The organism is Thiohalobacter sp. (assembly GCF_027000115.1).
GTDB lineage: Bacteria > Pseudomonadota > Gammaproteobacteria > Thiohalobacterales > Thiohalobacteraceae > JALTON01.
This window is the reverse complement of sequence record NZ_JALTON010000017.1, coordinates 44,309-66,124: the sequence shown is the minus strand read 5'-3', so window position 1 is coordinate 66,124 and position 21,816 is coordinate 44,309. Positions and strand designations below refer to the sequence as shown.

At 57.9% G+C, this 21,816-nt stretch carries 19 protein-coding genes, 1 tRNA gene and 1 pseudogene; 2 read left to right on the top strand and 19 right to left on the bottom strand.

Features of this window, described 5'->3' with window-relative positions; translation table 11 throughout:
• Nucleotides 1–1,190 (bottom strand): DEAD/DEAH box helicase family protein (locus MVF76_RS02705; protein WP_297527246.1); only part of this gene is annotated, 1,190 nt, incomplete at its 3' end.
• Between the two features lie 137 nt (nucleotides 1,191–1,327).
• Between MVF76_RS02705 and MVF76_RS02700 the strand changes: the two genes are divergently transcribed.
• Together MVF76_RS02700 and MVF76_RS02695 are read left to right on the top strand one after the other, a co-directional pair.
• Nucleotides 1,328–2,521: a pyridoxal phosphate-dependent aminotransferase gene (locus MVF76_RS02700; protein ID WP_297527245.1), complete on the top strand. Its 1,194-nt coding sequence runs from the start codon at nucleotides 1,328–1,330 to the stop codon at nucleotides 2,519–2,521.
• A 117-nt stretch (nucleotides 2,522–2,638) separates the two neighbouring features.
• Nucleotides 2,639–2,714, top strand: a tRNA-Asn gene (locus tag MVF76_RS02695).
• A 98-nt stretch (nucleotides 2,715–2,812) separates the two neighbouring features.
• Here MVF76_RS02695 and galU read toward each other — a convergent pair.
• From galU to MVF76_RS02605, 18 genes and pseudogenes are all read right to left on the bottom strand, one after another.
• A complete protein-coding gene (gene galU, locus MVF76_RS02690) occupies nucleotides 2,813–3,721 on the bottom strand; it encodes a UTP--glucose-1-phosphate uridylyltransferase GalU (RefSeq protein ID WP_297527244.1) in 909 nt (302 codons plus the stop codon).
• A complete protein-coding gene (locus tag MVF76_RS02685; RefSeq protein ID WP_297527243.1) occupies nucleotides 3,718–5,604 on the bottom strand; it encodes a polysaccharide biosynthesis protein in 1,887 nt (628 codons plus the stop codon). Before MVF76_RS02685 ends, galU begins: the two co-directional genes overlap by 4 nt.
• The gene (locus MVF76_RS02680; protein ID WP_297527242.1) at nucleotides 5,585–6,454 is read right to left on the bottom strand and encodes an MraY family glycosyltransferase; all 870 of its coding nucleotides are present in this window, start codon (nucleotides 6,452–6,454) and stop codon (nucleotides 5,585–5,587) included. Before MVF76_RS02680 ends, MVF76_RS02685 begins: the two co-directional genes overlap by 20 nt.
• A gap of 257 nt (nucleotides 6,455–6,711) precedes the next feature.
• A complete protein-coding gene (locus tag MVF76_RS02675) occupies nucleotides 6,712–7,875 on the bottom strand; it encodes a glycosyltransferase (RefSeq protein WP_297527241.1) in 1,164 nt (387 codons plus the stop codon).
• The gene (locus MVF76_RS02670) at nucleotides 7,862–9,061 is read right to left on the bottom strand and encodes a glycosyltransferase family 4 protein (RefSeq protein ID WP_297527240.1); all 1,200 of its coding nucleotides are present in this window, start codon (nucleotides 9,059–9,061) and stop codon (nucleotides 7,862–7,864) included. The genes MVF76_RS02675 and MVF76_RS02670 overlap by 14 nt, the downstream gene beginning before the upstream one ends.
• Complete coding sequence (locus tag MVF76_RS02665) at nucleotides 9,051–10,277, bottom strand: hypothetical protein (RefSeq protein ID WP_297527239.1); 1,227 nt, start codon at nucleotides 10,275–10,277, stop codon at nucleotides 9,051–9,053. Before MVF76_RS02665 ends, MVF76_RS02670 begins: the two co-directional genes overlap by 11 nt.
• Nucleotides 10,278–10,335: 58 nt before the next feature.
• Nucleotides 10,336–13,563 carry a hypothetical protein gene (locus MVF76_RS02660; RefSeq protein ID WP_297527238.1) on the bottom strand — a complete coding sequence of 1,076 codons (3,228 nt, stop codon included), beginning with the start codon at nucleotides 13,561–13,563 and terminating at the stop codon, nucleotides 10,336–10,338.
• Entirely contained in the window at nucleotides 13,544–14,344 is an 801-nt protein-coding gene (locus MVF76_RS02655; RefSeq protein ID WP_297527237.1) for a glycosyltransferase family 2 protein, read from the bottom strand. Before MVF76_RS02655 ends, MVF76_RS02660 begins: the two co-directional genes overlap by 20 nt.
• A gap of 20 nt (nucleotides 14,345–14,364) precedes the next feature.
• The gene (locus tag MVF76_RS02650; RefSeq protein WP_297527236.1) at nucleotides 14,365–14,721 is read right to left on the bottom strand and encodes a hypothetical protein; all 357 of its coding nucleotides are present in this window, start codon (nucleotides 14,719–14,721) and stop codon (nucleotides 14,365–14,367) included.
• Between the two features lie 8 nt (nucleotides 14,722–14,729).
• Nucleotides 14,730–15,569: a sugar phosphate isomerase/epimerase family protein gene (locus MVF76_RS02645; protein ID WP_297527235.1), complete on the bottom strand. Its 840-nt coding sequence runs from the start codon at nucleotides 15,567–15,569 to the stop codon at nucleotides 14,730–14,732.
• A 16-nt stretch (nucleotides 15,570–15,585) separates the two neighbouring features.
• Nucleotides 15,586–16,353, bottom strand: coding sequence for a hypothetical protein (locus tag MVF76_RS02640; protein ID WP_297527234.1), 768 nt, complete (start codon nucleotides 16,351–16,353; stop codon nucleotides 15,586–15,588).
• 23 nt (nucleotides 16,354–16,376) lie between these two features.
• Entirely contained in the window at nucleotides 16,377–17,552 is a 1,176-nt protein-coding gene (locus MVF76_RS02635; RefSeq protein ID WP_297527233.1) for an FAD-dependent oxidoreductase, read from the bottom strand.
• Between the two features lie 53 nt (nucleotides 17,553–17,605).
• Nucleotides 17,606–18,610, bottom strand: a complete 1,005-nt coding sequence (locus MVF76_RS02630) for a glycosyltransferase (RefSeq protein ID WP_297527232.1) — start codon at nucleotides 18,608–18,610, stop codon at nucleotides 17,606–17,608.
• A gap of 73 nt (nucleotides 18,611–18,683) precedes the next feature.
• Nucleotides 18,684–19,061: a hypothetical protein gene (locus MVF76_RS02625; RefSeq protein ID WP_297527231.1), complete on the bottom strand. Its 378-nt coding sequence runs from the start codon at nucleotides 19,059–19,061 to the stop codon at nucleotides 18,684–18,686.
• 15 nt (nucleotides 19,062–19,076) lie between these two features.
• Nucleotides 19,077–19,301: pseudogene (gene cpsB / locus MVF76_RS02620) on the bottom strand (mannose-1-phosphate guanylyltransferase/mannose-6-phosphate isomerase); the annotation flags it as partial.
• 59 nt (nucleotides 19,302–19,360) lie between these two features.
• Nucleotides 19,361–19,774 (bottom strand): type VII toxin-antitoxin system HepT family RNase toxin, encoded by a 414-nt coding sequence (hepT, locus tag MVF76_RS02615; RefSeq protein ID WP_297527230.1) that lies wholly within the window; start codon nucleotides 19,772–19,774, stop codon nucleotides 19,361–19,363.
• Nucleotides 19,761–20,189 (bottom strand): type VII toxin-antitoxin system MntA family adenylyltransferase antitoxin, encoded by a 429-nt coding sequence (gene mntA, locus MVF76_RS02610; protein WP_297527229.1) that lies wholly within the window; start codon nucleotides 20,187–20,189, stop codon nucleotides 19,761–19,763. The genes hepT and mntA overlap by 14 nt, the downstream gene beginning before the upstream one ends.
• 15 nt (nucleotides 20,190–20,204) lie before the next feature.
• Nucleotides 20,205–21,626: a mannose-1-phosphate guanylyltransferase/mannose-6-phosphate isomerase gene (locus MVF76_RS02605; RefSeq protein ID WP_297527228.1), complete on the bottom strand. Its 1,422-nt coding sequence runs from the start codon at nucleotides 21,624–21,626 to the stop codon at nucleotides 20,205–20,207.
• Nucleotides 21,627–21,816 lie beyond the last annotated feature (190 nt).

The window sequence follows — 21,816 nt, the reverse complement described above, 5'->3', positions numbered from 1 at the left end:
CCCGGCGTGGCGGAGACGAAGATGGTCTGCGGCGCCAGCCGCTCGAACTCGTCGAAGCGCAGCGGGCGGTTGTCCAGGGCCGAGGGCAGGCGGAAACCGTACTCGACCAGGGTTTCCTTGCGCGAGCGGTCGCCGCGGTACATGCCGCCGAGCTGGGGGATGGTGACATGGGATTCGTCGATGACCAGCAGCGCATCGGCCGGCAGATAGTCGAACAGGGTGGGCGGCGGCTCGCCAGCCTGGCGGCCGGACAGGTAGCGGGAGTAGTTCTCGATGCCGTTGCAGTAGCCCAGCTCCAGCATCATCTCGATGTCGAATTGGGTGCGCTGCTCCAGGCGCTGCGCCTCGACCAGCTTGTCATTGGCACGCAGTTGTTCGAGCCGCGCCTTGAGTTCCCGCTTGATCTGCTCGACCGCATCCAGCACCGTCTGCCGGGGAGTCACATAGTGGGTCTTGGGGTAGATGGTGATGCGGGGCACCCGGCGCAGGATCTCGCCGGTGAGCGGATCGAACCAGGCGATGCCGTCGATCTCGTCGTCGAACAGCTCGATCCGCACCGCCTCGCGCTCGGACTCGGCTGGGAAGATGTCGATGACCTCGCCGCGGACCCGGTAGGTGCCGCGATGCAGCTCGACGTCGTTGCGGGTGTACTGCAGCTCCGCCAGCCGGCGCAGGATCCGGCGCTGGTCCGCCTGCTCGCCGCGCACCAGGTGCAGCACCATGCTCAGGTAGGCACGCGGGTCGCCGAGGCCGTAGATGGCGGAGACGGTGGCGACGATGATGGCGTCCTTGCGTTCCAGCAGGGCCTTGGTGGCGGACAGCCGCATCTGCTCGATGTGTTCGTTGACCGAGGCGTCCTTCTCGATGTAGGTGTCCGAGGAGGGCACATAGGCCTCGGGCTGGTAATAGTCGTAATAGGAGACGAAATACTCCACCGCGTTGTGCGGGAAGAACTCGCGGAACTCGCCGTAGAGCTGGGCGGCCAGGGTCTTGTTGGGGGCGAGGATGAGCGTCGGCCGCTGCACCCGCTCGATGACATGGGCGATGGTGAAGGTCTTGCCCGAGCCGGTGACCCCGAGCAGGGTCTGGTGCGCCAGCCCGCTCTCCAGGCCGTCGACCAGGGCCTCGATGGCCGCGGGCTGGTCGCCGGCGGGCTCGAGATCGGTGGCAATCTGCAGTGGCTTGTTCATGGCTGCGGGCGGGTACCGGGGCCGGAGGCCCCGCGTCGGCGGATTCCTTGACATTTGATGCTGCGCCGGGGGCGCTCCTTGCAGTATTATTGCACGCCGTTTGCACCCGAAACCGCTGAAACCGTCAGGATACCCACTTGGACAGCCTCACCCTCGCCCAGCGCGTCGCCCGGATCAAGCCCTCCCCCACCCTCGCCGTCACCGCCCGGGCCGCCGAGCTGCGGGCCGCGGGGCGCGACATCATCGGCCTGGGGGCCGGCGAGCCGGACTTCGATACCCCCGATCACATCAAGGAGGCCGCCATCGCCGCCATCCGCGCCGGGGCCACCAAGTACACCGCCGTGGACGGCACGCCGGAACTCAAGGCCGCGGTGATCCGCAAGTTCAGCCGCGACAACGGCCTGGACTACGCCCCGGAGCAGATCCTGGTCTCCTGCGGCGGCAAGCAGAGCTTCTTCAACCTGGCCCAGGCCCTGCTCGACCCGGGCGACGAGGTCATCATTCCCGCGCCCTACTGGGTGTCCTACCCGGACATGGTGCTGCTGGCCGACGGGCGGCCGGTGATCGTCGAGGCCGGCCTCGAACAGCGCTTCAAGATCACCCCCGAGCAGCTGGCCGCGGCCATCACCCCGCGCACCCGGCTGGTGGTCATCAACAGCCCCTCCAATCCCACCGGCATGGCCTATACCCGGGATGAGCTGGCGGCCCTGGGCGAGGTGCTGCGCGGGCACCCGGACGTACTGGTCGCCACCGACGACATGTACGAGCACATTCGCTGGGACGCGGGGCCGTTCGTGAACATCCTCAATGCCTGCCCGGACCTGTACGACCGCACCATCGTGCTCAACGGCGTGTCCAAGGCCTACGCCATGACCGGCTGGCGCATCGGCTATGCCGGCGGCCCGAAGGCGCTGATCCAGGCCATGAAGAAGATCCAGTCGCAGAGCACCTCCAACCCGGCCTCCGTGTCCCAGGCGGCGGCGGTGGCCGCGCTGGACGGCGACCAGGGCTGCGTGGAGACCATGCGCCAGGCCTTCCGCGAACGCCACGACTACCTCGTCGAGGCGCTGGACGCCCTGCCCGGCGTGAGCTGCCCGCGCGGCGACGGCACCTTCTACGTCTTCCCCGGCTTCCAGGAGGCGATCGCGGCCCGGGGCCTGGAATCGGATGTAGCCCTGGCCGAGCGGCTGATCGAGGAGGCCAACGTCGCCCTCGTCCCCGGCTCTGCCTTCGGCGCCCCCGGCCACATGCGGCTGTCGTTTGCCACCTCGCTGGAGGTGCTGCGGGAGGCCGTGGCGCGGTTGCGCGCCTTCCTGCTGGAACGGGACTGAATCCGCCACCGCGGTTCCAGCCCCCCCGCCCCGGCTTTGCTCCAACTTTCGGCCACTTGCGCGCGTCTTCGAGGTTGACCCCCCGGGGACCCTTCAGTATGATCTGCGCCTCGCAATTCCCCGGTAGCTCAGTCGGTAGAGCGGGTGACTGTTAATCACTAGGTCGGCGGTTCGAGCCCGTCCCGGGGAGCCAGATTCGCAATGCAAGGGGCCGGTCAATGACCGGCCCTTCGTGTGTCTGGTTACGGTAAAGGCAATTCCCGGATTGCTCGCTTCGCGCGCCTTTCCCGTTCAGCCCGAAGCCTGTTTCTTCCCCGCCCCGGCCTCGCAGAAGCGCCCGGTGAGGTAGTCCCCGAACTCCGCGGCCAGTTCGGGGTGCTTGAGGCCGTACTCGACCGTGGCCATCAGGTAGCCCAGCTTGCTGCCGCAGTCGTAGCGGGTGCCCCGGAACTGGTAGGCCATCACCTGTTCCTCCTTCAGCAGGGCAGCGATGGCGTCGGTGAGCTGGATCTCGCCGCCGGCACCACGCGGCGTGTGCTCCAGGTGGTGGAAGATGCGCGGCGTGAGGATGTAGCGCCCGACTACGGCCAGGTTCGAGGGCGCCTCCGAGGGCTTGGGCTTTTCCACGATCTCGCTGACCCGGTTCAGCCCGTCGGTGATGGGCGCGGACTTGACCACGCCGTACTTGTCGGTTTCCTCGGGCGGGACCTCCTCCACGCCCAGCAGGCTGCAGCGGTTGTATTCGAAGGCATCCACCATCTGCTTCAGGCAGCTTGCGCCCTCGCCGTCGATCAGGTCGTCGGCAAGGATGACCGCAAAGGGCTCGTTGCCGATCACCGGCTTGGCGCAGAGCACGGCATGGCCCAGACCCAGCGCCTCCGGCTGGCGCACATAGACACAGGCGATGCCCTCGGGCACCACCCCGCGCACCAACTCCAGCAGCTTGTCCTTGCCGCGCCGCTCCAGCTCGGACTCCAGTTCGTAATTCTTGTCGAAGTGGTCCTCGATGGCGCGCTTGCTCATGCTGGTCACGAACACCAGCTCCTCGATGCCGGCACTGATGGCCTCCTCGGCCGCATACTGGATCAGCGGCTTGTCCACCACCGGCAGCATCTCCTTCGGATTGGCCTTGGTGGCGGGCAGGAAGCGGGTCCCCATGCCCGCGACGGGAAATACGGCTTTCTTGACCTTGACCTTCATGCCTTGTGCCTCGATTCCAGAGCAATGATCTTGCTGTTGTCGGCCGGTTTCCGGTTCAGTTCAGGTACCAGCGTCTTCACCCCTTCCAGGATCCGGTCCTCGTCGAAGGCCCGGCAGGCGTCTTCCATGTCCTGGAACAGCCGAATCAGTCTATCCCAATCCCAAGCGCGATGTTGCGCGAGCAGGATCTTGCTGTGAGATGTTTTCTCAAGTTGTTCTTTTTCATGGAAAAGTTCTTCGAACAGCTTCTCGCCGGGGCGCAGCCCGGTGAAGCGGATCTCGATGTCCTCGCCGGGTTCGAGGCCGGCCAGGCGGATCATCTGCTCCGCCAGGTAGGTGATCTTCACCGGCTCCCCCATGTCCAGCACGAAGATCTCGCCGCCCTGCCCCATGACCCCGGCCTGGAGGATGAGCTGGCAGGCCTCGGGAATGGTCATGAAGTAGCGCTGCATGTCCGGGTGGGTGACCGTGACCGGGCCGCCGGCGCGGATCTGCTCGCGGAACAGGGGCACCACGCTGCCCGCCGAGCCCAGCACGTTGCCGAAGCGGACGGTGACGAAGCGGGTACCCGAACGCGCGTTCAGGTTCTGGCAGAAGATCTCCGCAATGCGCTTGCTGGCCCCCATGATGTTGGTCGGGTTCACCGCCTTGTCGGTGGAGACCAGCACGAACATCTCGCTGCCGTGGCGATCGGCCGCCAGTGCCACAGTCTTGGTGCCACAGACGTTGTTCGTCACCGCCTCGCGCGCCTGCTGTTCGAGCATGGGCACATGCTTGTAGGCGGCGGCGTGCAACACCACCTGCGGCCGGAAACGCGCGAACAGCCGCTCGACCGCGACGGGATCGGCCACGTCGCCAAGCACGGCCTGGATGTTCAGGGCGGGAAAGCGCTGGCGCAGTTCCAGCTCGATCTGGTAAAGATTGAACTCGCTCTGTTCGTAGAGGATCAGCTCGGCGGGGCCGATCAGTGCGATCTGCCGGCACAACTCCGAGCCGATGGAGCCGCCGCCGCCGGTCACCAGCACCCGCTTGCCTGACAGGCCGGCATGGATGGCCTGCTGGTCCAGCTTCACCGGATCGCGGCCCAGCAGGTCCTCGATCGACACCTCGCGGACCGCATCGACCGTCACCCGGCCCGCGACCAGGTCGGATACCGGCGGCAGGGTCCGGAAGGGCACCCCCGCCTGCTCGCAATACTCGACAATGCGCCGGATCTGCCGCGACCGCGCCGAGGGCAGCGCTAGGATGACCAGCTCCACCCCCTGGTCGGCCACCAGCTCGGGGATACGCTCGCAGGGCCCGAGCACCGGCATGCCATGGATATCCATGCCCCGCTTGCGCCGGTCGTCGTCGACGAAGCCGATGGGTTCCAGTCGGTGTTCCGGATCACGCACCAGGTCGCGGGCCAGCATCTCGCCTGCCCGGCCCGCACCGGCGATCAGCACCCGTTTTCCGCTGCCCAGGTACAGGCGCCGGTCCTTGATCCAGCGGTAGAGGAAGCGGGGACCGCCGAGCAGCCCTGTGAGCAGCAGTGCATACAGCGGGAAGACCGAGCGCGGCATGCCTTCCAGGCGCGTAAACAGGAAAATGACCACAAGGCTGACCACGGTTCCGACCGCCACCGCCTGCACGATGCGGATCAGGTCCGGCATAGACGCGAAGCGCCAGTGGCCGCGGTAGAGGCCAAGATAGCGGAAACAGGCGACCTGGATCAGGGTAATCCAGGGCAGCCAGTGCAGCGCCGCATCCAGATAGGGTGCCGGGACCGGCCCCAGGTTGAACCGCAGCCAGAAGGCCCCCAGCCAGGCGAGCGGCACCATCACCAGGTCGTGGACGAAGACCAGGTAGGGGTTGCGCCAACGATCAGACAGGGGCTGCTTCATTCTCCTTGGGCTCGGTGCGGTCGATGGCGTACATGAGCACCGCGTAGATCAGGACCCAGACGCCGATGATCGCCCATTGCAACCGCAGCGGCAAGCCATTGGCGATGACCGCCGATGATGCGGTCAGGGCCATCAGCACGTATTCAGCCAAAACCGTTTTCCGGTGGCCCCAGCCGCGCCGAACCAGGCGCTGGTAGTAGTGCTGCCTGTGGGCCTCCCAGAAGCGTTCGCCTCGGAGGACTCGTCGGATGAGGGTGACGGTTGCGTCAACGACGAAAGGGCTAAAGATGAGGATACCCAGCCAGACCGGCAGAATGCCCTCTTGGTGAAACACCAGTAGCATCAATCCCGCCAGAGCACCCAGCAGAGTGGACCCCAGGTCTCCCATGAACAGGCGCGCTGGTGGGAAGTTGATAAACAGGAATCCCAGCGCCGCGCCGGCAACAATGGCACATCCCTCGGCAGGCGCCTCGGCGCCCTGAAGTTTAGCGACGACAGACAAGGCACCGAAGCCGACGACCGCCATACCTGCCGCAAAACCATCCATGCCATCCATGAAGTTGTAAAGGTTGACCATCCAGACCATCAACAACACTGCAAAAGCCGTTTGCCACACCCCGAGATCCGCCACGGCCTTTACTATGGCGGCCGCGACGCCAATCTGGACGAGCAGCCTCCAGAGTGGCGCCAGGCTCAGCGCATCATCGAAGAAAGACACAATTGCCAGAACTGCCAAGCCCCCCCATACCACCATCATCGCAAACCCGTGCGCCCCAGTTCCGAAGCCGGCACTGAACTCTACCCTTCCTCCAGCAACTGTGTAAATACCCCCCACCAAGGTGGCGAACACGATCGCGACACCTCCCGTTCGAGGTACCGGGCGCACATGGAGTGACCGCTCGTTGGGAGCATCCATGATCCTAATTGGTGCTAGCGGGTGCGCGAGCACTAGCGCAAGCCCCAGAGCAACAATGAAGGCGAGTGTACCCGAAACCATCCTACATGCCCGCTGGCGCTTGCGCTCGATGTCGCGCCGGCAATTCGGCCGTACTAGTCGCACCCGCCTTTTCGTCTCGATCGTTTGACTTGAATGGGGGAGTGGCCCTGTCAACCATTGAGGACGCCCCGATAAAGGTCCATATAGGCGCGACCAAGCGCCTCCCCCGAAAAGAGTTGCTCATACCGTCTCCGGGCAGCCTGCCCCATCTCCTCGGCACGGTCTGCGTCCGCCAAGAGGGAGAACATCGCTTCCCGCAGCCTCTCGGGTGACCCGGGTGGCACGACCAGCCCCGTCTCCCCGTGCTTGTTGACAAAGGACGTCCCTGTACCGATCTCGCAGCTGATCATGGGCCTACCACACATGGACGCTTCAACCAGCACCATTCCGAATGCCTCCGACCTGAGATGCGAGGGGAGCACCAGCGCGCGGCAGCCGCGAATCAAAGCTATCTTCTCTGCATCGGTCACCGGACCCACGAACCGGATATTTCCAGCACCCTCGGCCATGACCCGCAATCGCCGCGCCTCCCGGCCAGCTCCAGCAATTACCAAGGGAATTCCCGTTCCTTCCGCAGCCTCAATGAGACTATCGAGCCCCTTGTATGGACGAAGGACTCCGACGAACAACATATACATGCCTGGAGTAAGTTCGAATCTGCGCTTGAGGTCGACTCTTTGGGACTGAGCAACATAGTCACGATAACTTTCTTCGCAAATCCCCAACGGTATAATCTTGAGCTTCCTGCGGATACTACTCTCAATCAGAACTGGGCTAGTGCCAGCGTACGCCGGCGACGTCGCTACCACAGTGTCCATGTTCCGGAGCATTCGCCGCATCACCGGTCGGTAGATAAGATCGAGAATCCCCTTTTGCACAACATCCGAATGATAGGTCATGACAGCAGGCTTTGAAGTTCGGTCAACCAGCCGCATCACATCGGCGAAAGGCCACGGAAAGTGGAAATGGAGGACATCTGCCCACACAGCTTGTTCTACATACGTCCTGAATGCATCAAGACCTCCGATATCACAGGATGCCGGAGCAACCCAGGACCGAGATCGGACCACTATCCCCTCCGGCCGATTTAATGACCTCGGAACAGGGCATGGTGACAGCGCAAAAACCTTACTAGCTGCACCCATGCGGGACACTGCGAGCGCAATCTGTCGGATGGCTTCCTGAAGACCGCCTGGGGGATCCGGAAAATAGGTGCGATATACGTGCAGAATTCGTATTCTGTCTGCACCGGAGCAGCAGCTATCTATAACCATCCTTCTCACCGATCCCCCTAGCCTGCACCTTTAGGCCACGCCTCGTCATCCATGCCGAGTTGATAGCACGTAGTGTGAGCATCCCCGTCCGATCCCAACTAAATCGCCTGGCCTGATCCTTAGCCGCTTTGGCGAGAGCGGCTCGAAGCCGTTCATCGTTCGCCAGTTCGAGTATTCTGTCTGCGATAGACTCTACCGAAAATGGATTGACATAGAGTCCCCCGCGCCCGATAACCTCTGGTAGAGATGCCAGATTACTGCCAATAACGGGTGTCCCCGCATTCATTGCCTCTACGGCCGGCAAGCCAAAGCCCTCATATAGCGAGGGCATAATGAGCATCTCCGCGTGGCGGTACAGACTGAATAGCTTAGAATCATCAACTCGTCCCATAAGCACTATCTCACCCTCTAATCCCAGCTTCTTGATCATTCCTTCTAATTCGACCCCACCCCATCCCTTTGCGCCGGCGATGACTAACTTCATCGGAAAATGCAAGCGCGGTTGGATGAGCGAAAATGCCTGTATTAACCGCCTCAGATTCTTGCGCGGCTCCAGTGTTCCAACAAAGAGCGCATATCGGTGCCCGAAAGGCCTAGAGTGGTTAACGTCTTCGCCACAATCACCCACAACAGTAGCTGCCAGCGGCGTAACCATGAGCTTCCCGCTTGCACTTGGGTACTCCGTACCTATGTCTTTTGCAGTATGACTGGACACTGCAAGAATGCGATCAGCCCGCCTGATGGCCGCCGGCATCAGCAATCTTTCCATTGTATGCGCGAATCTTGCCATGGTCTCGGGCGCATGCCGCCAGACCAGATCGTGAATTGTGACGACCGTTGCGATTGATCGAGGCAAGCCGATCGGCAGCCGGTGACTCGGCCCCCAAAATACATCGACATTATCTCGAAAAGCACACACCGGCAGCACTGATTGCACCCAAACCTGCTGAACTACACGGTTCATCCCTCGTCTATGCGCGCCTTTGATCGTCACGTTCGGTAAGTCGATTATTGCGTCTGTCCTCGTTGGGGTATACAAGATCCACTCGTGTTGTATCTTGGCAACATGCCGCAAAATCTCCCTAAGGTATCGACCAATACCGTCCGTCGGCCGGCACAACGCCCGCGCATCCACTCCTATACGCAGTGGCCGTCCCGCTATCTCAAGAATTTTGCTATCGCTCATTGGGCACAGAAGTCGCCGCCATGGCGCCTACCAATATCAAGCTGAACCCCACAAGGAAAAACTCCGTGGCGACCGTAATCCAAACAGCGGCCGCGGCACCATAGTCGGGCACAAAAACATAATTTGCCACTGCATTACCGCACGCTACAAACACAATAACCAACGACAACTCTCGGGTTCGCCCTCGAAGTATCGCTACTTGGCTAAGTAGTGCGTTGGGGAACATAGCCAGATAGCCCGGCGCCAACAATACAAGAAATTCCCCTGCTGACTGAAATTCCCCACCAGCCACTATAGAAATCACCCGATCTCCGACGGTCATGACCATCCCTGTTACCGCAGCTCCGACAATAGACAGTGCGAAACAAGATATTTTGATGGCGCGCGCCCGAGAACCGCCAGTTCTTGAGACAACCTCAGGATACATGACAGCCACCAGTACCACGGAAGTAACCGCAAGCCCACTGAACACGGTATAAGCCAGCCCATACTGCCCAGCAGTCGCCTCCCCATGCCAATGCTCAAGTATTATCAAATCAATCCTGGAATATACCCACGTCCCTACTTCGATTAGCAACAGATACCCTACCGGGAAGCGACGCATCACCAAGGGGGCGTTGGAGACAAGGCCGCCCTTTGTAAGTGACCGCCAGATCAACGCCAAAACCAACGCCGCTGTTATAGCCATCGCAATGAAGTACGCACTCACCTCGCCAAGCGCAACAACTAGCGTTGATGCGAGCAGCGCCGCACCGATTCGCTGGACTGACGCAAAGGCGGCCTCTATATGGTGCAGCACAAGACCCCGAAGGCAGACCAAGAAAAACGAACAAAGGGATACGAGTAACGCTGCAATAAGAACAAGAAAGCGCAATCCCAAAGAAGCGTCGCCGTAGGCGATCGAGAAGACAATAAACATTGCTACTGTCGCGAATAGTGACCAGTATATTTTCACTGAAATCAGCACCCGAGGGATATGCTGCCTCGGGGTGACCAAATTGATAATTTGCGGCGCGAACCCAGCATCGTTCACTGTGAGCGCGAGCGAAAAGAAGACGATCGCGACCTGCAGACTGCCGAATTCCTCTGGTCCCACCTGGGATGCTATAAACAACAAAGCCCCCAGAAGCACAATACGGCCGACTAGTTGATGCCACCCCTGAAATGCCAGGAATATGGCATAACGCACGTAGGCCGGTTTGTAATTCGTGGACAAGGCGCGCCTTTTGCAAGAAAGTAGAAGGCGAGTCAGCCGCTAGCGCTAGCGCAACGGATCAACTGGATTTTGGAAGCAGGACATCCGAGAGAGCTTTTCCCCAGCTTGCAACTCGTGGGCGCCGCGAACGCTCGTCGCGCATAAAGAGCACATTCAGCTGAGCATAATGGCTAGTAATCGGCCTGACGGAGACTTTTCGTATATTGAACGAGGCGAACCCTTTCCCTAGCCCCATTACTTTGCCGACGAAATGTCCTTGGCCTTGCTCGCAGTTGAACGGGACAGGAAAGCTGAAAGATGTCTCATATGGCGGAACAGAGACAGGTACACCAAACACAGCACCTTCCATTGTCACAAGATAGCGCGGCAGTCGCCCAAGAACCGGAATATTCCTCAAGCGGTTTTCCGTGGTGTAGTCGACTGTAACATTAAGATAGCGGGTATCACCTCTCGCTCTACAACCCGCTATTTCCCGAGTGACAATCCCGCTGTCGAGTTCTCTTTCCAACCCAAAGGATACCGAACGAGGTTCGTCGCGGCGCTTCCAGTATACAGCATACTGAGTCGCGGCCGAGACATCATAGCTCGCTAACGCGTCGAGGATTAACGACCAGTTCATGTTGAGCAGCCAGCGATTATAAATAGGTGATGGCATCGATCGAAGAGTCACAAACCACTCAGGTCTTACCGCTCGAAATTCCTCGGGATATTTCCCACGGGCGGTTCCAAGCGCGTGGATTACATAATCAACTCCACTTGGATTTAGGCTCCCGACGATCGCATCTGGAATTCCCGAGTACAGTGACCAGACCGCCGGAACATCAAGGGACATCCCTGCTCCTTCCTTTTTGTCATAACGCCAGTCATTACTCGCGCCAACCCACTCGACCCAATAATTTAGCGGATAAAGCCAAGCATTCGTGGTAGCAGGATAATAGCCATCCAGCGCCACAATCCCTAGTGATGATTTGTTTTTGACCTTAGCCCACCGATTGGCAAACCGCGCCTTTATTGTTTCGCCCACGCCAATTCGGCGTGCATCCCCGGGACTCATCAACAGCAGCGTATTTACTGAGCGGACTGTAGCTTCAAAAAACGAGGCAGCCGGGTCCCTGGATGTATACTTCGGGCTCTTGCCGTTAATAGCAATAGGTTGAGGATAGCCATCCAAATAGGGGTCGAGATTTCCCGAATCCAACTCAACATAACCAGTCGAGTATACCGCCTTTACCTGCCGCTCACCGGAATAGGGAAAACGGAGGCTTTCGCCAGGCTGCGGCAAGTAACCCCGGGTCACCAATTGGCGCTTGCCTTCAACTTTCAATATAACGGCCGCCCGATCTCCATAGATGCCATTGAACTTGTGGGAGCCGGTTTCATTGAAGTCTGTGGTTACGACAAGGGCCTCTCGGCGCCTGAGCGCCGAATCCGAGACGAGGTGCGCAGTCAGTATCCGGTTCTGCTCCCGCGCGCGGATCAGGATGTTCGTTGCACCGCCATCTGCGAGTTCGACGCATATCTGTTTGGTGATATAGTCATATAGAAGAATGGAGAAATCATGGCGATATTCACCACTAAAAACTCGGAGAACATTTCCTGGGGCGATAGCGACTGCGGGCAGTTGGTTGGCAGTCAGGCAGGCAACATGCAACAGCCCATTCCGAAACGGCCCTTCAACGCCTGCAGCAGTTGGAGCAGAGAATGATCTCTGTGGCAGAACAACGCCCTTCCCCCGCAGTATGGCCCGCCCAACTACTGCATCGAGCCGTTCCGACCACCGCGAGTTCAAGGGGGCGCGATCGTCGGGAAGCTTTACCCCAAGAACGGGATCGACCGGAAGCCTTTGCGCATCCCGAAGCAGTTCTGCAAGCGCCCACGGTTTGGCAGTCCACATAACCGCTACGACCGACAAACCAGAAACAGACAGAAGAAGCGGTCTGGAATGGGACACCCAAAACCGAAGCACGGCGCTAAATGGCCTCACCACGCTTATTGTGCTACCAGCATCCAAACTGCGATATGTGAGAATGCAGACGGCGGTCGCAAGGATTAGGGCGCGCAGTAATGGATCGAAATAGTGAAGGCCGAAATACCCAGTAAGCGAGCCGAGCGCAAATATTCCGTACGATATGGCACCAATCAGCGCGCCGCCGCGTGCCGTTAGCCTGATAGATCCTGACAAGGCAATTGGCAACCATAGTATGATAATGGCAAACATCAAACGGGCAATAGCGCGCGGGAGCTTATATATACCTTCAGCCTCCGCCAAATCATCCAGCCCAGTCAGGAAAATGTTCGGAAATGTACCAAAGTACCAGACTTGGTCGCGCGCAACCTGTTTAAGCTGATAGAGTGGCCCCTGCCCGTCAGCCATCCACTCAGCAGCAGCCAAGCACAGACCAAAACTACCAATAATCGCCGCAAATATTACGAACGCCTCAGTCGCTCGCGCCGCACGGAGGACGCGAATTCCAACAACTACGAGCAGCGAAGCAAAAAGATAAATTCCTTGTTCATTAGTCACCAGGACCGCGAGGGCAGTGATTCCACCAAAAGCGAACGCGAGAAGCGCCTGACGAAACATCGACGCCCCGGAGAAGACCTCGGAGAACACGACATAGCCGGCGACCATAGCGAGAAATTGTGGTGCAGCGCGAGTAATCTGCGCATGAATGCTGAATAGCGGATTCTGTAAGTCCGTAAGGACAGTGTTGCTAATGATGATAAGGAGGTATCCGACGAAAAAGAGATGCCGCTCTTCCCTCACCGAAAACAGTAGTCGACCGCAAACCCACACCCCCGCACAGAAAACACCCAAATCGAGAATTTGTCGCGACATCTCTGATGCGTACAGGTTCGCACCGAGGAATTCAAAAATTGGCCACATAAGGACCGGAAGAAACGTCCCATGGAAATAATGAAAATCTATGTACGGAAGCTCACCCTGATGGAGCCTCCGTAATGGATTGAACGATTGGAACGGCCCATCATAGGGAAATCCATCAAAGACGAAGGAAAGCACATGTGCTTTGAATATTACTATCGCGATAAAGAGAGCATACAGGAACGCGATCGTGGCCAAGTCTCGCTGAGTATGCTGGTCCTCTTGGTCAGTGTCCCACCACCCCCTTCGATAACCTATTACGGCAAACAGGGATCCAAACAGCAGAAATGCGATCGCACTGACATATTTCCCAAGGGCGAAAGCCGCCATAGAAAATACAAGACCCCCTGCTGACACTGTTGCCGCAACAAAATAGGTCCGGTCATTCGCCGTCTTTAACATGATATTTGCCCGTGCATGCGTTCCATAGTGTGCGCAACAGCTTCAGGTTGGCTGATAGGCCATGGATCTTGGTCGGCACCTTTCCGGGCGGGTAACGCCTTGTTGTGGGAACTTCACAACATCTAAATCCTAGTCGGGGCGCAATGTATGAAAGGTGGAACAATAGCTCGTATTCTTGAAATACATCCCTGAATATCGCAACACTCTCGGACTCCAAAAGTTTCCTACTGTATGCCCGAAAGCCTTGTGTCGTGTCTGTCCATGGGAAGCCCGAAGCGATGCGCAATGCCGGCGCGTGAATACACCGTATTGCAACAGTCCTCGTCAGGGGCGTATTTATCGCCCGCCCCCCCGTGACGAAGCGAGATCCCTGCACGAAATCGACGCCTTGCTCTAGTGCAGACAGAAACAGGGGAACCGCAGACGGATCGTCCTTGTTGTTCCCGTCGATCGTGACCACCCCTGAATAACCGTTACGCAAGGTATAGGCATAGCCGCAACGCAGCTGAGCACCAAGCTTCCCGACGCCACGTTTTACGATCAGCGCATGGACGCCGGCACCGCGAAGTACGGATTCACTTGTGGAACCGTCAGTGCTTCCCCCATCAACAATGACAACATCGAGTTGATCCTGCAACCCCAGCTTGCCGATCTCAGATAGCAGCGCTACCAGCCTCTCCCCTTCGTTTATAACAGGGATTAACAGCATGTAGGCGGATCTGCAGGCCCTATACTGATAAATCGTGTGATCTGGAAGATCCCATTCGGGTGCTTTCGGCATCTCGCGCATACCTATCCGTGTTACTGCTTTGTGCCTATCGTAATCAGTATGACTCCGAGGGACACCAGCATGATTCCGATCAGAACTGGAAGGCTCACGAATTCGTTGAAAACGAAAACCGATGACGCGGCAACCACTGCAATAGCGCCGGCAGTCAAAACGGGATGAACCACGTGAAGCGGCAGATGAGCTAACGCCAAAGCATACGCTGCGAAAGTGATGCCGTAGAGAATCAGCCCCACCACCAAAGAGGGCGATAAGGCGATATCCAGCCATGAGATTCCAGGGGTCTCAATGCGACTCACGGCGATCTTTATCAAAATACTAGCGCCAGCGTTGGCGCCGATTCCGACCACCAAAACAACCCATTTGAGCATTGTGCCGGTTATACCTCTTGCGCAAGATATGCCTTAGCCGCGAGCAAGGCATTCGATACATCCGACAATTCCGTCGCGCTCTCCGATGAAAGCATCTCTATCGTAACGAAATCACCCCACCCTAAATATTCGAGGACTGAGAAGACTGCTTGGTGAAAGCTTGACCGTGAGCTTAGAACGCGCAGGTGTGGCTCACTAATGTGTATGTGCCCCACCAAATCAATGACTTCCTCAATCAACGAGGGACTCTCATTATTCATGCACATCGCCCCTATGTCGAGCTGCAACCGGAGGGCAGGATGATCTAGCAGACGCACAAACTCCGCAACCTCCCTTGTGTTTGTTAAAAAATTACATCCATACAACACCGGATTGGGCTCTAGACACAACGTTACTCCGTACGAGCGGGCGTCCTCAGCCATACCTAGGAAAGCCTCAGCGGCAATATCTAAAGCGGCGTCATCTGAAAGCCCACTCCGATCCCGGTTTTTCGGGGAGCCAAACGTGAGCCGCAGTGCGCCAAGTTCTGACGAGATCCGAAATACTCCCTTCATATGCTGGCGGAGGCGGCGCCGTGTCTGCATATCACCAAAAACATTGAGCCCACTGACCCCGAAAAGCAACGATTGCATTCCCACGATCTCAATGCCACGCGCATTCCACCAAGTCTTGACCCGACTGACCTCCTCTAGGTTGACATTGGGAAAATCAGTGAAATATTTGCCTGGCGCAATATCAATAGCATGGACATCCTCTCTGTTGAGGAGAAGAGCCACTTCACTGTCATTGGCCGGCGACCAAGCAATATTGGAAATAGACAACTTCATCTGTCTAGTAGCTTCTGTCAACAGAGCGACCTCCTGCTCATGCCTCACCACACTGAGCATAAGATCGAATCGCAAGAAGTTCTTCTTTCAAAGAATATTGATAGTTTCCCTGACCCCCAAAGAGCTTCGCGTGCATAGTCCGAAAGTCGTAGCGCGGCCCTGGCTGCGCCGGTGCCGGAAGGTTGATTGAGAATACGTCTTGCGCAAGGGCCCCGGTATGAACCGGCTCTGAAGTCAGATGAACCAGAGAAAGATTATGCCTTAATGCCACTCCAATGTCCGCCCAAAGGTTCACCATTGGGTAGTACTGAAATATACTGTCGGCATTTATTTTCGAGACCTGATTATTATTCTTGAGATCGTACAAAACATTCTTCCGTAGACCAGGCCCCACCAGCCCTGGCAACCGCACAACAAGGTGCTTTTCGAACTTATCGCGCACAAAGCGCTCAAGCTGCAGTCGATGGCGGCCATATGGATGAAGCGCGGCCGCATCCGGCTCATCATCTTCAGACACCGAGACAGGGTTTGCAAATACGTCGACCGTACTTATCAGTATAAAACAATCCGCTTCGATACCATCTATTGCCGAGATAAGGCGACGAATCGAACGCGAATCTTCCTCTGGTTCTCGATTCGCGATCCATTTTTGCGCCGGAGCCCCCGCACAAACCACCATCGAGAAGCGCCCACCTCTAATGCTCTCAATATTTGTGGAACGGTAGAGAGAATCAAAGCTGGTTTGGCGGCGTAAGGTTGTACCAACAAAACCGGAATACCCGATCAAGGCCGTCGCATCATGCATGTGGAAAGTTCTCCAGACAACATTCAATTACCGCAAAAAGCTCCGATATTAGAGACAGATCTGCCCGACTTCGGAATCGATAAACATTCCATGAAACATTTATCGATACGATCGAGAACATCATAGATGTTATCAATCTTGCCCCCCATTATCTCAAAGTAACCCGGGGCCTGCACATGCTGCTGAAAGAGGATCGGTCGGCCATCGTTGTTCTCGTTACTCATGAGAACGGTCTTGATTTCGAACAATGATTCTATATGGCGAGCATCTCTTAGTGCCGGAACAAAACGCGCCGCATCGCGAATCATCTTCCCGAAATTAGAACGATTACGATACTCCTCCAACAACGAATACGGATCCACGTCTTCGCGATCGACCCATGCAAAATGCGGCGTGTAGCGGACGTGCGAAAGGGAATGTAACCCGCTACTGGGAAAAGGCATAACAGAGAAGAAGGGGCCATCCATAACGGTTACGGATAGCCCTTCTAAGCTTCCAGGAAGCGCTATGAGGGCCATTTCGGTAATTTCATGTTTACGCGCAACTCTGCGGGAACTCGGCATGCTTCTGACTTGACTGATACCACTATATGCACAGTTAAAGACCCGCTTGCTGGAGTACTGCGATGTTGGCGATGCATCTTCGCTCGAAATGGTCACAACAAAAGTACCATCCCCGTCAATGGATACCCCCTCAACAGGCGCCTGACACTGTAAGGCCACACCAACTCGATGCATCTTTTCCCGAATTATCTCTCTGATTATAGCCGCGTCGAATGCGTATTCTGTAACCTGGAAAACATCATCTATCAATCGATCGTTGAATAAACTTTTAATATGGCTTGGCGGCGCAGCCAACTCCGCGCCAATCTTTTCGCAAAAAGCCGCAAACTGCTTCGATGATATGTACGAGCCAGAACGAGCTATCGCGTAGAGCTTCCTAAAATCCTTTTTTATTGCATCCTGCCAGTCGGCAACAAACTTGGGCATATTGGCCCGACTCCGAAAGGCCGTAGTAAAATCTCTGGGATAATGGTAGCCAGTATGAACCCGTGCCTGATTGACAAAAGACGCGCGCTTTAAAATATCGCTCTCTTTCTCGACAACGAGAACCCGATCGAACTTGTAGACATCAGCAAGATATAGCGCGATAGTGCACCCGTAGAACCCTCCACCAATAATCAACGCGTCCCATTCCATCGACACACCTCCTCCAACTACTCATTCCATTGCCCCAACAATTGAGGGCCTGATCAATCTGCCTTGATGTCCTTTATATTAAGTCGATCGAAGCGAGGGACGTTGGCGCTTGTAAACTGCTGATTCACTAGCGCGCTTGGTTTATCTTCTACTAAGGACACGATATAAAGCACATATTCGCTTAGAACCAAGAGGGCGACAGACAGGAGAAAGAACATGCCTGACTGCTGAAGAGATAAGGTAATCCAACCTGGCTCGACCTCTTCTTTTAGAATAGCGATCAAGAGCACGTACAGCACGTAAGCGAGATTGATGGTGGCGCCTATGCTCGTCAATCCAACGACAACTCGGAGAGGGGTTTTACTCGAAGCAGTTATCAGCTTCAGGGCGCGGTCTATAGCAGATCCGATTTTGTCTTCAAAAACTCCTTTGGCTGCCGAGTGGTATGACAAGTTCTTACGGACAAAACCGGCAGTTGCCGGGAGGTAGCGATACGCCGCTACTGGCTGCCGATGCTGCATGAGATACTGTGCAACACGGCGACTGATGAGGCGATATCGGGGCGCTTCTTTTTCAAGGTCGACCTTCGCGATCGCTCTAAATAATCGCCTGAACAAACCAGACGCGAGTCGGTACAGAAATGGGCGAGCCGGATGATTTCTGTTGTAGGCAAACACGACATCGGCGCCTTGCGTGGCCTCTTTCAGTAAAGCCGGAATAAAGCTGACTTCGTCCGCGCGAGAGTCAAGGACGGCAACATAGTCTCCGATCGACTGTTCAACACCTAACCAAGCAGCGGCATCAAAATCGATACGCTTTGCGATCCCCAATACTTGGATATTGGGCAGACTATCTAAATTGGCACGAATTGTATTTACGGTATGATCCTCTGAGGCGTTGTCTACTACCAGAATTTCATAGTCAGCCACCAAGCTGTCTAGCAATTGCACCGCCTCATGAAGAACCGTGGAAATGCCACACTCATGATTTCTCGTAACAAGAACCAGTGACAAGAAAAGCTCATCAGGGTTGGTCGATTGTGGTTTCGTATTCATCATGGGATTCACTCACTAAAGGCCACCAAGCAACCTAATGCTAACGCGGTCGAAGGTGGCACCACCCAAGACTGTCCTACCTGCGCTTGGGGTAAAAGGGTTTTCCAGGCTTATTATCACATCCCGCGATCATCGGCACCGCCGACCCACAAAACACCATCATTTTAGAAGCATAGTGGTCGTCACCATAAACTGGCCCGCTTCCGCCTCTTTTCGGAAAAACAGAATATCCTGATTTGAGCGCTTCGTGCTGACCACCCAGATAGGGCGCAGAATCGAAACACCTCTGCAACACAAGGATATCGTAGCCACCATGATCGAAGTCGGGACGCACGCGAATCGTGGTATGGGAGCCGAATAAAAACACCGCCTCGATGACAGGACGATCCTCAAACACCGGGCGGAGACACTGAGCAAGTGCCTCGACGTCGTTCAGTTGCGCATCAGACGACATGACCACCCTACCCAGCTATCCCGTCACCCGATCATAAACATCCTCAAACCACACAATATCATCCTCCCCCAGATAACTCCCCAACTGCACCTCGATGATCTCCAGCGGGATGGTGCCGGGGTTTTCCACCCGGTGTCTGGTGCCCAGCAGGATGTAGGCGGACTGGCTTTCGGAGAGGATGAACACCTCGTCGCCGCAGCTCAGTTGCGCGGCAACAGAGCCTACGATCCAGTGTTCGAACTGGTTGCCGAGTGCCTCGTGGGAGATGATGCGCCCCGCAGTTCCACCATCAAGAAAATTCACAGAAACCTCGCGAAGGCCCGTTGAACTGCCCGAAAGTCATCCAGGTGATTCTGGATGATCTCATGCACATGCCTCCGGTCCAGTTCCAGATAGGCGTGTACCAGAATGTTGCGGAAACTGATCATGCGGATCCAGCTTTCCTCGGTCTCGGGTTCGATCAAGCCGCGTTCCCTGAAGATGCGCGGAATGTCGCGGCTCTGGTTGACCGTGCCCAGTCCCTCTTCGGCAATGACGTGATTGCCCATGTCCAGCAGGGTCTCGATGGCCAGCTGAAGAAAGCGCTCGGCACTCCCGTAATGCTCGGGATCGGCGAGAAACTCCTCCAGCGAGTAGCGGCGCATACCTTCGAGAATTTTGAGATATCCATCGAGATTCTCCAGCCGCCGACGGATCACTTCAGGCCTGACCACCAGCCAACCTCCGCTTGAGGGCCTCGCGCTGGACTCGCAGATAGGGCTCGAAATCGAAATATTCCCGCAGCGCGAGCGAATAGTAGCTGCCGCGATCGAAGTCGGGGCGCGCATGGACCAGGCAGTTGGGTCGTACCGCCTCGAAGCGCAGGGCGGGATCGGCACCGTCGAGCAGGACCAGGTCAACGCGGTCGAAGCCGGCGCGCGCCAGGTCGGCGAGCAGGTCGAGCTTCTGTTTCTCCAGCCTGTCCCGGGGGCCAACCAGCGCCAGGTCCAGGTCGCTGTCGGGGCGGGCGCGGCCCTCGGCATGGGAACCGAACAGAAAGACCGCCTCGATGTCGGGACGATCCTCGAATACCGGCCGGAGACGCCGGGCGAGTGCTTCGACATGGCTCAGTTGCGCTTCGGATGACATGGCCTGCCCTTGCCGCTATTCGGGTACGCGATCATACACATCCTCAAACCGCACAATATCATCCTCCCCAAGATAGCTCCCCGACTGCACCTCGATGATCTCCAGCGGAATGGTGCCGGGGTTTTCCAGCCGGTGTTTGGTGCCCAGCGGGATGTAGGTGGACTGGTTTTCGGAGAGGATGAATACCTCGTCGCCACAGGTGACGCGGGCGGTGCCGGAGACGACGATCCAGTGCTCGGCGCGGTGGTGGTGCATCTGCAGCGACAGCGAGGCGCCGGGCTTCACGGTCAGGCGCTTGACCTGGTAGCGCTCGCCCATGTCGATGCCCTCGTAGTCGCCCCAGGGCCGGAACACGCGACGGTGGAACCGGTACTCGTCGCGGTCAGCCTCCTTGAGCTGGCCGACGATGGCCTTGACGTCCTGGGCGCGGTCGCGGGTGGTGACCAGGATGGCGTCCGGGGTCTCGACCACGATCATGTTGTCGATACCGATGGCGGCAACGCAGCGGTTCTGGGCCATGATCAGCGAGTTCTCGACCTCGTGGGTAAGCACGTCGCCGCTGGTGACGTTGCCGCGCTCGTCGCGGGGCAGGATGTCCCAGATGGCCGACCAGGCACCGACGTCGGACCACTCGGCGCTCATGGGCACGACCGCGGCGCGGTCGGTGCGTTCCATCACGGCGTAGTCGATGGAGTTGGCGGGCGAGTTCAGGAAGGCATCCTTCCCGACGCGGCAGAAGTCGGTATCGCGCTTGCCCGTGGCCACGGCCTCGCGGCAGGCGGCGAGCATGTCCGCTTCGAAGCGGCCGATCTCCTCCAGCCAGCGGTCGGCACGCATGACGAAGATGCCGGCGTTCCACAGGTATTCGCCGGACTCGACATAGGCGGCGGCGGTATCCAGATCGGGCTTCTCGACGAAGCGATCGACGGCGAAGCCGCCGCTGCCGTCGATGGCCTGGCCGCGGCGAATATAGCCGTAGCCGGTCTCGGCGCGGGTGGGTACCACGCCGAAGGTGACCAGGTGGCCGGCCTCGGCCAGCCGCGCACCCTCCTCCACCATGCCGCGGAAGCCGGCGGCGTCGGGGATGACGTGATCGGCGGGCATGACCACCATGACGGCATCGGGATCGCGCTCGGCGAGATAGAGGGCGGCAACGGTCAGTGCGGGGGCGGTGTTGCGGCCCTCGGGTTCGAGCAGGATACCGGTGGGCGTCTTGCCCAGTTCCTGCACCTGCTCGGCGACCAGGAAGCGGTGTTCCTCGTTGCACACGAACAGAGGTTCGGCAACATTGTCCAGGCCATCCAGGCGGCTGGCCGTCGCCTGCAGCAGCGTCTGGTCGCCGACCAGCGGCAGCAGCGGCTTGGGGAAGTGTTCACGGGATACGGGCCAGAGCCGGCTGCCGGCCCCGCCGGTGAGGATCACGGGATAGATTGTCATTGTAATGTCCCCTGCGAGCGGTACTGCATGCTCCCTGCTACCCGGCACGAGCGGGTCGTCATGTGGCGTTGGCCTCCAGCCCGGCTCCCAGGCTCTTTGATGGGCACGCTTCGCTTTGCCCATCCTACGCGACTACCCGGGGCGAGCGGGTCGTCATGTGGCGTCGCAGCGTTGGCCTGCGGCCCGGCTG